Source organism: Photorhabdus sp. RM71S (genome assembly GCF_042879355.1).
In the GTDB taxonomy this organism is placed as follows: domain Bacteria; phylum Pseudomonadota; class Gammaproteobacteria; order Enterobacterales; family Enterobacteriaceae; genus Photorhabdus; species Photorhabdus kayaii.
In genome coordinates this window covers 20,842-33,960 of record NZ_JBHFKV010000022.1, presented here as the reverse complement: position 1 = coordinate 33,960, position 13,119 = coordinate 20,842, and the positions used below count along the sequence as shown (strand labels likewise).

Below are 13,119 nucleotides of genomic sequence, written 5' to 3'. Positions count from 1 at the left end.
TAGGATTTTTGATCGTGTCTTGAATTGGAAGCATAAAAAAAGCCAGCTTTTGCTGGCTTTATACATAATGATTTTTTAATGTTTGTTTTACGCAATCATTAGAAGTTTGCGCTTCTTGGTGTCCGTGGGAATGGGATGACATCACGTACATTTGATACACCAGTCACGTAAGCAACCAGGCGTTCAAAGCCCAGCCCGAACCCGGCGTGAGGTACGGTGCCATAACGACGCAGATCACGGTACCACCAGTAATCTTCTTTATTAAGCCCCATCTCTTCCATACGCTTATCCAGTATATCCAGACGCTCTTCACGCTGTGAGCCACCGATAATTTCGCCAATGCCTGGTGCAAGTACATCCATTGCCGCGACAGTTTTACCGTCGTCGTTCATTCGCATATAGAAGGCTTTAATATCTTTTGGATAGTTTTTCACGACGACCGGAGCTTGGAAATGTTTCTCTGCCAGATAACGTTCATGTTCCGAAGAAAGGTCAACTCCCCAGAAGACTGGATTTTCAAATTTCTGGCCGCAGTTTTGCAGAATTTCAATGGCACTGGTGTAATCAATCTGAGCAAAGTCAGAATTGATAAATTTTTCCAGGCGGGTGATAACATCTTTATCTACGCGTTCAGCGAAGAATTGCAGATCATCAGCACGCTCTGCCAATGCGGCTTTGAAAACATATTTCAGCATATTTTCAGCTAATGTGGCGGCATCATTGAGGTTAGCGAAGGCGATTTCTGGTTCAAGCATCCAGAATTCTGCCAGATGGCGGCTGGTATTAGAGTTTTCAGCACGAAAAGTCGGGCCGAATGTGTAAACTTTGCTTAATGCACAAGCGTATGCTTCACCGTTCAATTGTCCGGATACGGTCAGAAAAGCTTCGCGGCCGAAGAAATCTTGGTTGAAATCCACTTCACCTTTGTCAGTTAAAGGCAGATTTTGCAGATCCAGCGTAGAGACGCGGAACATTTCGCCAGCACCTTCTGTATCAGCAGCCGTTATCAATGGGGTGGAAACCCAGAAGTAACCATTTTCATGGAAGAAACGGTGTAGTGCTTGAGCAAGGGTATGGCGCATACGAGCAACGGCACCAATCAGGTTGGTACGTGGACGCAGGTGAGCCACTTCGCGCAGGTATTCAATGCTGTGGCGTTTAGCGGCCATGGGATAGGTGTCAGGATCTTCAACCATACCGATCACGACAATTTTCGTCGCTTGCAGTTCAAAGTTCTGCCCTTGACCAAGGGAAGCAACGACTGTTCCTGTTACTTCGACAGAACAACCGGTAGTTAAATGCAGAACTTCATCCTGATAATTGGGCAAATTATTATTAACGACGGCCTGTAATGGATTAAAGCAGGAACCGTCATAGACGGCGAGGAAAGAGATGCCAGCTTTAGAATCTCTCCTTGTACGTATCCAGCCGCGAACGGTGACTTCACTATCAACCGCAACCCGGCCTTGCAGTACGTCGACTACAGGCGCTACGCTCATAGATTTCTCTCTTCTTTATCAGTTCAAGTTTATGAAAATGAATATCCCCACAAGGGGCAACTTATTCTATGTTACTTGCCCTGTTTCAGGAAACAAGGGGAAATCATCAATTTAAACGGTGAAATAGAGGGGAAAGCGCACTTTTCAGATGTGCTGCTGCCTTATCTGCCAGCAGCACAGTGATATTTTTTAATGAAACTTGAGTTAACAAGCTTGTTTAACCTGGGGTATATCAAAAGCGGCGCGTAGCCTGTTAACAAACTCGTTATCTTCACAAATGGTTTTGCCAGGGCTGTCTGAAAGCTTTGCGACTGGTTTGCCATTACACTCGACAAGTTTGATGACGATGTTCAGTGGCTTAACCCCTGGGATATTGCAGGTAAGCTGTGTACCGATACCGAAAATCAGGTTTATTCTGTTGTGGAAATGACGATAGAGCGCTAGTGCTTTTTGGAAGTCTAGGCTGTCAGAGAACACGAGGGTTTTCGTCATTGGGTCGATACCCAGTTTTTGATAGTGGGCGATCGCTTTTTCACCCCATTGAACAGGATCACCCGAATCATGGCGTAAGCCTTGATAATTTTTGGCAAACTGGGCATCAAAGTCCCGCAGAAACGCGTCCATTGTAATGCAGTCAGTCAAGGCAATACCTAATTGGTTAGGATATTCTTTCAGCCAACTCTGTAATGCTTCTCGTTGACTGCTAGCCAGATCCGGGCTGATTTGCTGATGAGCTTGAAACCACTCATGCGCTTGTGTTCCAACAGGAGGGAGCCCAAGCTGTTGTGCAAGTTGGTAATTGCTAGTGCCAATCAAATAAGGGAAATGCTGTTGCAGCTCACTGACGACAGCGTGTTGAACTCGGTGTGAGAAACGACGACGTGTACCGAAATCCATCAGTTTAAAACTGGAGAGATCGATTCCTTTATTTTCAGCATGTTGATAGAACAGTTTGATCAACTTGCGTAGCTGGTTGACTGCATTTTCCACCGCGTTATCTGGTAAGTGATGACGATGAATTAATTCACTGATTAACGCCAGTAATGGGACTTCCCACATAATCACTTCATGCCATAATCCTGAAATATGAATAGCTAATTGGCCGCCATTTGTAACAGAAATATTGACTTGCTGTGGGTTAAAACGAAAGGTTTTTAACCAGCCCAGATAATCAGCCTTGAAAAAAGGCAGACTGGAAAGGTAATTAAATTCAGCATCGGTTAATGCCAGATCAGCCATCATATTAACTTGATGACGTAATTCTGCGGCATATTCACCTAGCAGTTCGTCGCCGCGGCAGCGAAACTCTGCAACAACAGGAATGTGGCTGTAGCGGTGGTATACTGCTTGTTGCATATGAAGTTTATAAGCGTCAGTATCAAGCAGTGATTTAATAATTGGGGTAGCGTCTAGTGTCATAGCGCGTTATGCATCCTCACGGAGCGTATTCGTATTAGCTAAATCGATAAAGTTGGAAGAGTATACCGGGATTATTTTGTTATTGAAGTCACATAACGTCATATAGTTCACCAAAATATCGAAGCTAAAAAGGGTCTTTGGTTAAATGTTATCATGTTATTTGATCATTAAGTGATAACAAGCACCAAAGAGTAAACATATTCCTTACATAACATCATACTCGTTCTTAATGAATGTTAAACGCCAGAAGATGCGTTATTCACTCTTGAAATTCAACCTCTTTCTATGGCAGCGTAAGGCCTAGTATTGAATTAATTCCATCAGGCATGAAACAAAAAGGTTTCTTATGACACAACAGCGACAAGCTAAGTACCGCCGGGATTATCGCGCTCCCGACTATACGATTTCTGATATTGAACTCGATTTTAATCTTGATACCGATAACACGGAAATCACCGCAATCAGCCAGATAAAACGTCTGAGTCACGAAATAACGCCATTAGTGTTGGATGGTGAAGACTTGATACTGAAAAGTCTTCATGTGAATGGTCAACCGTGGGCGCATTACCGTGAACAGGAGGGGGCGCTAGTCATTGAGCAGTTGCCAGCTCAGTTCACTTTGAAAATTGTCAATGAGATCCATCCATCGAAAAATACGGCGCTGGAAGGCTTGTATGTTTCTGGTGATGCACTTTGTACTCAGTGTGAAGCAGAAGGGTTTCGCCACATTACTTATTATCTCGATCGGCCTGATGTATTGGCTCGTTTTACAACACGTATCACAGCCGATAAAGCCAAGTATCCGTATCTGCTTTCAAACGGTAACCGGGTTGAGCAGGGAGAAACCGATGATGGATGTCATTGGGTGAAATGGCAAGATCCATTCCCAAAACCATGTTATCTGTTTGCTCTGGTCGCAGGTGATTTTGATGTATTGCGCGATATTTTTACGACGCGTAGTGGCCGTGAAGTTGCATTGGAGCTGTTTGTTGATCGTGGCAATCTCGATCGGGCTGATTGGGCAATGACTTCCCTAAAAAATGCTATGAAGTGGGATGAAACCCGTTTTGGCCTTGAGTATGACCTCGATATTTATATGATTGTTGCGGTGGATTTCTTTAATATGGGCGCTATGGAGAATAAAGGGCTGAATGTCTTTAACTCCAAATATGTGCTGGCAAAATCTGAAACTGCGACTGATAAAGATTACCTTAATATAGAAGCTGTGATCGGCCACGAATATTTCCATAACTGGACTGGGAATCGTATTACTTGTCGCGATTGGTTCCAACTGAGTTTAAAAGAGGGATTGACGGTATTCCGTGATCAGGAATTTAGCTCTGATCTTGGCTTTCGTTCTGTTAATCGTATTAATAATGTGCGTGTTATGCGTTCGGCACAGTTTGCGGAAGATGCCAGTCCAATGGCCCATCCAATTCGCCCGGATAAAGTGATTGAGATGAATAATTTCTATACCCTGACTGTGTATGAGAAGGGCGCGGAAGTTATCCGTATGATTCATACCCTGCTAGGTGAAGAGCAATTCCAGGCAGGGATGCAGCTTTATATCCATCGTCATGATGGTAGTGCCGCAACATGTGATGATTTTGTTCAGGCAATGGAAGATGCATCAAATGTGGATTTGTCACTTTTCCGTCGCTGGTATAGCCAGTCTGGTACACCAGTATTAACAGTCCGCGATGAATATGATGCAGAAAAGCAGCAATATAAGTTGCATGTCAGCCAGATGACACCAACTACCGCCGATCAAAAAGAGAAGCAGCCTCTACATATTCCCCTGGATATTGAACTTTATGACAGCAAAGGTCATGTGATTCCGTTACGTTATGATGGTCAACCGGTTCACAATGTATTGAATGTGACTAATGCAGAACAGACGTTTGTATTTGATGATGTGCCATCACTGCCGGTTCCCTCTTTATTACGGGAATTCTCAGCACCAGTGAAACTGGATTACAAATTCAGTGATCAGCAATTGGCATTCTTGATGAAACACGCTCGCAATGCGTTTTCACGTTGGGATGCGGCTCAGTCGTTGATGGCAAACTATATCAAACTGAATATTATCCGTTACCAGCAGAAGCAGCCGATCGAACTGCCAATGCATGTGGTGGATGCTTTCCGCGCGGTGTTATTGGATAAAGAGATTGATCCGGCTCTGGTTGCTCATATTCTGGCTTTACCATCAGAGAGTGAGATAGCAGAACTGTTTACGATTATTGATCCTAAAGCGATTCATGAAGTTTTGGATACCATCACCCGTACTTTGGCTCAGGAAATGGCTGATGAATTTGCGGTGGTTTATAACGCTATCAAGATCGGTGCATATCGCGTCGCTCATCAGGATATTGCTAAGCGCTCTCTGCGTAATATCTGTCTATATTATTTGGCTTTTGGTCATCAAGAGCAGGCTGATAAAGTGGTATCAAATCAATATTATCAATCTGACAATATGACTGATGCACTGGCGGCATTATCTGGCGCGGTGCTGGCAGAGTTGCCTTGCTGTGATCAACTCATGGCGGAATTTGATGGTAGATGGTATCAGGACGGCCTGGTGATGGATAAATGGTTTAGCTTACAGGCAAGTAGCCCGGCGGTAGATGTTTTGGCTAATGTACGCCATCTTCTGAATCATCGTTCATTTAGTATGAGTAACCCAAACCGGGTGCGTGCTCTGATTGGGACATTTGTTAACAATCCGGTTGTATTCCATGCTGAAGATGGCAGTGGTTATCAATTCTTGATGGAAATTTTAACTGATCTTAACAGCCGTAACCCACAGGTTGCTTCCCGTTTAATTGAACCGCTGATTCGTCTGAAACGTTATGATGAAAAACGTCAAAACATGATGCGTAGTGCGTTGGAACAGTTAAAAGGATTGGAAAATCTGTCTGGTGATCTGTTTGAAAAAATTACCAAGGCATTAGAAAGCTGATAACTATTTATTGGGTTATCGAGTTATCGGGCTAATGGTTATTTAGCCCGATATTTTTTCCAATTTATCTTCTGGATAATAAATTTCTTCTTGCAAGCATTGGGTTGGAAGTAAAATGCAGTGGTCAGTATCTTATGGTAAAACTGATATGTGGTTAATTTTTATGTCTCTATGGTATTATCGTTAATTTAAGGGCGGTCAACCAGTAACTTTAGAGGATAAAAGAATGGCTTTACTTACAATGGATACACATACAGCAGTTAAGGCACTCAAAGCGTCTGGTTTTAACGATGAGCAGTCTGAAAAAATCGTTGAAGTTATTACAGAACTGCAAAACATAAGTGTTGTCACCAAAGAAGATCTAACAGTTGCTACTGAGAGCATTAAAACCGATATTGGTACTATAAAAACAGATTTAGATTGGATTAAGAAACTGACATTAGCAGTTGGTATTGCTGTTGTTATTGCGGCATTGAAATACATTTTTATTGGTTGATGCTTGATACCTATAGTATGAAAATTGCTCAAAATATTAAAGAACATCCATTGGTTTGCTCTCCTTTGAGTTGTTCGAGGGAAGCAAAGTATCTTGGGCAAAGACGTCAACGATTGTAGTCACTAGTGTATTCTTGTTATACCAATGCATTTTCCCGATTCTCACGCGCAACATCTGGGAGAGATTTGCTTCTAATTAGCATATTTCTGTAGATTCAGCCCATGTCATTCGGTTACTCTACTTGCCGAAATATTTTTGGGGATTAAAAATGAGTGTTTTTTAGCTCAAAAATCTTCAAATGGTATCTGAGTGTGTATAGAGACATGTGTAGTTTAATGTTTATAAATTAATTAATGGGTTTAGAATTATGTGCTACCCACTAGTCAGGAAAGCGTTGTTCCAGCTTGATCCGGAACGGGCACACGAATTAACCTTCCGCCAGCTCAAGCGTATTACCGGTAGTCCTTTCGAGTTTCTGATCCGCCAGTCAGTTGCGACGAAGCCTGTTACTTGTATGGGCCTGTCATTTAAAAATCCCCTCGGTCTGGCCGCGGGCCTTGATAAAGATGGCGATTGTATTGATGCATTTGGTGCAATGGGATTTGGTTTTATTGAAATTGGCACCGTAACCCCACGCGCTCAGGCAGGAAATGATAAGCCGAGATTATTCCGTATCGTTGAAGCAGAAGGGTTAATTAACCGTATGGGCTTCAATAATCTTGGTGTTGATAACTTGGTAGAGAATGTTAAAAAGGCAAAATATGGCGGAGTTATTGGGATCAATATTGGCAAAAATAAAGATACACCAGTAGAGCATGGAAAAGATGATTATTTAATCTGCATGGATAAAGTCTATCCTCATGCTGGCTATATCACAATTAATATCTCTTCACCTAACACACCTGGCTTAAGAACGCTTCAATACGGCGAAGCGTTGGATGATCTATTATCGGCGATTAAAAATAAACAGAGTGAACTTCAACAAAAATACCAGAAATATGTCCCTGTTGCGGTAAAAATTGCGCCAGATCTTTCTCAAGAAGAGTTGATTCAAATTGCAGATAGTTTAATTCGTCATAATATCGATGGTGCTATTGCAACTAATACAACGTTAGACAAGAGATTAGTTGAAGGGCTTAACTATTGCCAACAAGCTGGTGGGTTAAGTGGTCGGCCGGTCCAGTTGCGTAGTACAGAGATTATTCGTCAGCTCTCTCAGGAATTAAGAGGTAAAATTCCCGTTATCGGTGTTGGTGGAATAGATTCACTTGTCGCCGCCAGAGAAAAAATAGCAGTAGGGGCTTCTTTGATACAGATTTTCTCTGGATTTATCTATCATGGTCCAAAATTAATCAAAGATATCGTCAATCATATCTAGATCTTTCTGTTAATTTATCATTGGGGGTTTATTTTTGCCCCCAACTCGTCTATATTCACTCTGATCGCCTAAATTTTATCTGTATCTTTGCATATCTTTTAATTATGGCAGGATTTATTTTACTGAATAGCGGGCAAGTTATTTACAATCTGTTTGACGATGTAAACTTTCCTGGCATAAAAGGGTAATTCATGAACATTAAACCTGATGATCAATGGCGCTGGTATTTTGATGCTGACCATGACCGTGTAATGCTCGATCTGTCTAATGGTATGGTTTTTCGTTCCTGTTTTCCTGCTAAGATGCTGATACCCTATGCAATGGGAGAAACTTCATTTTCTGTAGAAGATGCGACGCTTTATTATTGTTTTGAAGAGCAGACACGCCGAATTAATATTTCAGATGAATCCAGGGCTGAATTAGTTCTTAATGCATTAGTGGCGTTCCGCTTTATTAAGCCACAAATGCCAAGAAGCTGGTATTTTTCTCGTTTTGCCATGATAGAGAAGCCGATACAAGGAGAGCTGATTCAGGTACGGCTCCAGGATTGCGGGACAGATGCTATATTCTTAGTAGTAGAGGCCGGGGATAGTGCGAGCCTTTGTTTGCTAGCTCAATCGCAATTAAAGTTATCCGATCGGGTAATGAATTTTTGTGATCCAATTAAGATTATGAATGATCGATTGATGCCATTTGTGGAACCTATTTATACGCCAATTTATGGCACTGCGATTTGATTTGGGTTTAAGATCCCATTGTTTTGTGATTTCCAAGAGTAAAGACACTTTTTGAAAATAGAACGACAAGTCAGAAGATAATCACTGTTTTTAATTAAGAAAATTGTTCTTTATCATTTGAGGAAATTTTATCTCATTCACATCTTCCCACCTGATTATGAGTAAGTCACTCTTTTCTTGTCTTGTGTTCTAAAATCTCCTGTTGGCTATTATCACAGAAATTTGCTTATTATATGTAATAGCTACAGCTCACTCATTTGAAGCAGGCATGAAAAATAGATAAGAAGCGCTTTTATAATTTCCTCCCCTCTGGATAACATTAGTTCCGAGATGGGGAGGAGAGATAATGAAGTTAATTAGCACGATTTTCGAAGATTAATTGTTCTGCGTGATGGGATATTGCTGCTAATGCGTCGTGATTGGAGTAATCGTCTTGGACGATTTGTGCGCGTTGTTTAAACAAGTTTGTACGTAGCATATTTTCCACTGTTTGCTTAAGCTGAGATTCAGTAGGTTGTGCTGTATCCAGATTAATACCGCATCCAGCCCATACGACGCGAAACGCTGTTTCCTGCTTACCTTCTCCTGTATCGGCAATGAGCACTGGTGTACCGTGGTTGAGGGCGTAATTAATGGTTCCGTAACCCCCGTTGGATATTAGCAATGAAGCTTTTGGCAGCCAGTGCTCAAATGAGATAAATTCTTCGATACATGCGTTGTCAGGTATGTTCTCTGGCTGTATTTCTACTGAACTACCACCGGTGGTTGCTAATACACGTACAGGTAATGCAGCCAGTGCACGCAATGTGGGGAAAATTAACTGGTTTAGATCGGTATTAGACATAGTACCTTGAGTGACTATAACCAATGGGCGTGGATCACCTTCTTCCCATAATTGAGGTGATTCTGTTATCGGAGCAGGGTTGGTAAGGGGGCCAATAAAATGGACTGTATCAGGCAATTCTTCTCGTGGGTACTCAAATGCCAGGGTTGAAAGTTGCAAAAATCGATCAGAACCCAAAATGACTTCATCATTGAAAAATCTAGTTAACGTAGCGCATCCTGACTGAGCTAATGCGTTATTGAAGCTGTCCTGAACTTCGGTTATTAGTTGTCGTGTTTCCTCATCTACGAGTTGTTCATGTGTCAACTCTGATGGTAGTAATGCGGGGGGAATACGTGGCCCCCAGAAAATTGAATCTTTCGAAGAGTAAGCCAGAGGCGTTATACCAATGATGATCACGGGAAGGCGATGAGCTTTTTCTTTTTGCAGTAGTGGCAATATGCCATAAAAGCAATTCTCGGCTATCAGTAATTCTGCTTGCTGCTCATGGATGATTTGTTGTAGTTGGCGGTCAAGGAATGGGATTGGAGTACAGAAGAAATCTTTAAACGCTAGCGCCATTTGCAGATTTCCCGGAGGAAGATGCGCTCGGTCAGGAAAACGTTGTTTTAAGTGGCGGTAATCAAAGTCTATCTGCTCATCAAAAGGGATAAATTGTGCATTTAAAGCCTCTACTTGTTGGCGAAACAACGCGCCAGTGAAGACAGTTACCTGATGTCCTTGTGCTATCAGTGATTGAGTTACCTTTAACATCGGATAGACATGCCCTGGTGTTGCAACTGCGGCAATGACAATTCGTGCCATAATTTGCTCCTTTGTACTGTTTTGATTTAATTACGCTAGTTAGCTCCTGACTCAGGGGTGATTATTTTATGACTACTATTATAAAATAATTACAGAAATAATAATTAATTATTACAATAATCACTTTGATTTATTTTTTATGATGTAATGAAATATGCCGATTTCCTCTCCCTGTCGGTCTGTGTTAGCACCAAAACGGAGAGGAAAGAAGAAGGTATTTAGGGTTTAGTTAATGTGGTTTTGTTCGAGAATTAATTGTTCTACGTGACGGGATATTGCCGCTAATGCATCATGTTTTGCGTAATCTTTTTGGACAATTTGCGCACGTTGTTTAAACAAGTCTGTACTCAGCATATTTTCCACTGTTTGCTTTAGTTGAGATTCAGTGGGATGTGCTGTATCCAGATTAGTACCGCATCCAGCCCATACAACACGAAACGCTGCTTCCTGCTTGCCTTCTCCTGCATCGGCAATAAGTAATGGTGTTCCGTGGCTGAGAGCATAATTGATGGTTCCGTAGCCCCCGTTGGATATCAGCAATGAAGCTTTCGGCAGCCAGTGCTCAAATGAAATAAATTCTTCGACGCGCACGTTTTCAGGTAGATCTTTACTCAGTGTTTCTACCGATCTGCCACCGGTGGTTGCCAATATACGTACCGATAATGTAGTCAGTGCACGCAATGTGGGGAGAATCAACTGATTTAAATCGGTATTGGAAATAGTACCCTGAGTAACTATAACCAATGGACGTGGATCATCTTCTTCCCATAATTGAGGTGATGTTGTGGTCAGTGCAGGGTTAGGAAGTGGCCCAATAAAATGGACTGTATCAGGCAATCCTTCTCGTGGATATTCAAATGCCAGAGTTGAGAGTTGCAAAAAGCGATCAGCACCAAAGATGACTTCATCGTTAAAAAGTCTGGTTAATGCAGAGCCTCCTGACTGGACTAATGAATTATTGAAACTATCCTGCACTTCGGCTATGAGTTGTTGGTTGGCTTTATCGACGAGCTGTTCATGTGTCAATTCTGGTGGTAATACCGCAGGTGGGATACGTGGCCCCCAGAAAATTGAATCTTTCGAAGAGTAAGCCAGAGGTGTTATGCCAATGACTATCACTGGAAGACGATGGGTTTTTTCTTCTTGCAGCAGGGGTAATATGCCATAAAAGCAGTTCTCGGCTATAAGCAGATCTGCTTGTTGTTCACGGATAATTTGCCGTAATTGGCGGTCAAGTATTGGGATTGGCGCTGAGAAGAAATTCTTGAATGCCAGTGCCATTTGTACATTTCCCGGAGGAAGTTGAGCACGGTCAGGGAAATGCTGTTCTAAATGACGATAGTCAAAGTCTATCTGTTGATCAAAAGGGATAAATTGCGCGCTTAAAGCTTCTATCTGTTGGCGAAATAATGCACCGGTAAACACGGTTACCTGATGTCCTTGTGCTATTAGTGATTGAGCGATCTTTAACATTGGATAGACATGTCCAGGGGTTGCGAGCGCTGCAATGATGATACGTGCCATGACTTTACTCCTTTGGTGTTTTGTCTGAGTGACTTAAGCTCCTGATTAGAGTGTAATCATTTTATGACAGTAGTTATAAATTCATTATGGTAATAATTAATTCAGTATTGCAATAATCATTATGCTCGATTTTTTCAGAGAATTGTGCAATGACAAATAGTTTAAGGCATGTAGTTCAGTCATGTTTTGTCGAGTCAGCCCGCGTGCCAATTTACGGCACTGCGGTTTGATTTGAATTTAAGATCTATTCTGCGCTATTACTTTTAAGAATAAGATTATTCTTTGGAATACAACAACAGGCCAGAATATGGCCATTATTTTTAATTGCCGTGGCTTTTAAAGGAAAAACATCCCCTTTAATTAAAGAAATTTTACAGCATCCACATAGGCCCGCCCGACATGAGTAGGGGACTCTTATTCCTTGTTGTTCCAGTTGCTCTAAAATAATTTGTTGATTATTACCTGTGAAAGTTTGCCCATTATATTCGATAATGGCAGATTGCTCATTTGTTTTTGGTGCAGTAATATCTTCAGCTTTTTCACCACTGCCATATTTACAAGGATCTTTCTTAGCTAATATAGTGATATTATCCCCGATTCGAATAATACCACTTGAACGAGCAATTAAATTCTGACCAAAATCGACATCACCATTCTCTGCTGTACGGAATGATTGCAATGTCGCTAACGGCTCTCCATTTGGATTTTTAATGCCTTTATCAATGCTGACGGTGGTCAGAATACAGCGGCTGCATGGTTTAGGTAAATCAAAAATAACATCTCCAATCTGAATTGATTGCCAGCTATCTTCCGCAAATGCTTCTGCGCCAGTAATGACGATATTTGGGCGAAATTGCTCTAGTTTAATACTGGCCGGGCAACGTTGTTGTAATAAATGAAATGAGGCTTCATTAATCAGCAGAAATGGATAACCGTCCGCAAATGATAATGGAATTTCAGGGTGTTTTTTTACTTTGCGGGTTAATTCATGGCTTAACCAGCGTAATTGTACCGGAATGTCAAAGAAACTACTTAGCCATTGGTTAACGGTTTCTGGTGCAATGAGAGCCGTAAAATGGTTGCCCCATACTTCCGTGGGTTGCTGTTCAGGCAGGAAATCACGGTAAAGTACTGTGGCGTTTTCTCCGTTGGGTGCGCGCAAATAAATACCATTATTTAACATAGCCGGAGTAAATAACAGCATCTGAGGGTATTTACGGGCAGTGATAAAAGTCCCATCTGTTGTTGTGACCATAAAATTGCGATCAAATATGAGGCCGCTTTCACTGACTAATGCATGGGAAAGTTGCAAGCCACGCATAGATTTCACTGGGTGGGTATACAGGCGAGACAGAGTGATCATCCATTAATCTCCACAAAATATTTTTCTGACATGAGCAACTTTATGACATGTCACTCGGATTGGCTATAATGCGTAACAATTTTCTTTTTGGTGATA

Annotated in this window: 9 protein-coding genes; 4 read left to right on the top strand and 5 right to left on the bottom strand. The window is 41.8% G+C overall.

The annotated features are described in order from the left end of the window. Nucleotides 1-98 precede the first annotated feature (98 nt). Both asnS and pncB read right to left on the bottom strand, forming a co-directional pair. Nucleotides 99-1,499 carry an asparagine--tRNA ligase gene (gene asnS / locus ACGF5R_RS13030; RefSeq protein WP_262980749.1) on the bottom strand — a complete coding sequence of 467 codons (1,401 nt, stop codon included), beginning with the start codon at nucleotides 1,497-1,499 and terminating at the stop codon, nucleotides 99-101. 204 nt (nucleotides 1,500-1,703) lie between these two features. Next, nucleotides 1,704-2,918: a nicotinate phosphoribosyltransferase gene (pncB, locus tag ACGF5R_RS13025; RefSeq protein WP_387691176.1), complete on the bottom strand. Its 1,215-nt coding sequence runs from the start codon at nucleotides 2,916-2,918 to the stop codon at nucleotides 1,704-1,706. Nucleotides 2,919-3,264: 346 nt separating this feature from the next. On the opposite strand from pncB, the gene pepN reads away from it, so the two are divergent. The 4 genes from pepN (at nucleotide 3,265) to ACGF5R_RS13005 (ending at nucleotide 8,488) form a co-directional block, all read left to right on the top strand. Continuing rightward, the gene (gene pepN / locus ACGF5R_RS13020; RefSeq protein ID WP_262980747.1) at nucleotides 3,265-5,877 is read left to right on the top strand and encodes an aminopeptidase N; all 2,613 of its coding nucleotides are present in this window, start codon (nucleotides 3,265-3,267) and stop codon (nucleotides 5,875-5,877) included. 226 nt (nucleotides 5,878-6,103) lie between these two features. Continuing rightward, nucleotides 6,104-6,373, top strand: coding sequence for a DUF1640 domain-containing protein (locus ACGF5R_RS13015; RefSeq protein ID WP_112876533.1), 270 nt, complete (start codon nucleotides 6,104-6,106; stop codon nucleotides 6,371-6,373). A gap of 367 nt (nucleotides 6,374-6,740) precedes the next feature. Continuing rightward, a complete protein-coding gene (gene pyrD / locus ACGF5R_RS13010) occupies nucleotides 6,741-7,751 on the top strand; it encodes a quinone-dependent dihydroorotate dehydrogenase (RefSeq protein ID WP_262980746.1) in 1,011 nt (336 codons plus the stop codon). Between the two features lie 191 nt (nucleotides 7,752-7,942). Next, nucleotides 7,943-8,488: a cell division protein ZapC gene (locus ACGF5R_RS13005; protein WP_112876531.1), complete on the top strand. Its 546-nt coding sequence runs from the start codon at nucleotides 7,943-7,945 to the stop codon at nucleotides 8,486-8,488. A 352-nt stretch (nucleotides 8,489-8,840) separates the two neighbouring features. On the opposite strand, the gene ACGF5R_RS13000 is transcribed toward ACGF5R_RS13005, so the two are convergent. The 3 genes from ACGF5R_RS13000 to ACGF5R_RS12990 all read right to left on the bottom strand — a co-directional run bounded on the left by ACGF5R_RS13000 (nucleotide 8,841) and on the right by ACGF5R_RS12990 (nucleotide 13,023). Next, nucleotides 8,841-10,136 carry a glycosyltransferase gene (locus tag ACGF5R_RS13000; protein ID WP_387691173.1) on the bottom strand — a complete coding sequence of 432 codons (1,296 nt, stop codon included), beginning with the start codon at nucleotides 10,134-10,136 and terminating at the stop codon, nucleotides 8,841-8,843. A 225-nt stretch (nucleotides 10,137-10,361) separates the two neighbouring features. After that, the gene (locus ACGF5R_RS12995; protein WP_387691171.1) at nucleotides 10,362-11,660 is read right to left on the bottom strand and encodes a glycosyltransferase; all 1,299 of its coding nucleotides are present in this window, start codon (nucleotides 11,658-11,660) and stop codon (nucleotides 10,362-10,364) included. A gap of 244 nt (nucleotides 11,661-11,904) precedes the next feature. Beyond that, nucleotides 11,905-13,023 carry a YcbX family protein gene (locus ACGF5R_RS12990; RefSeq protein ID WP_387691169.1) on the bottom strand — a complete coding sequence of 373 codons (1,119 nt, stop codon included), beginning with the start codon at nucleotides 13,021-13,023 and terminating at the stop codon, nucleotides 11,905-11,907. Between the last annotated feature and the right edge of the window lie 96 nt (nucleotides 13,024-13,119).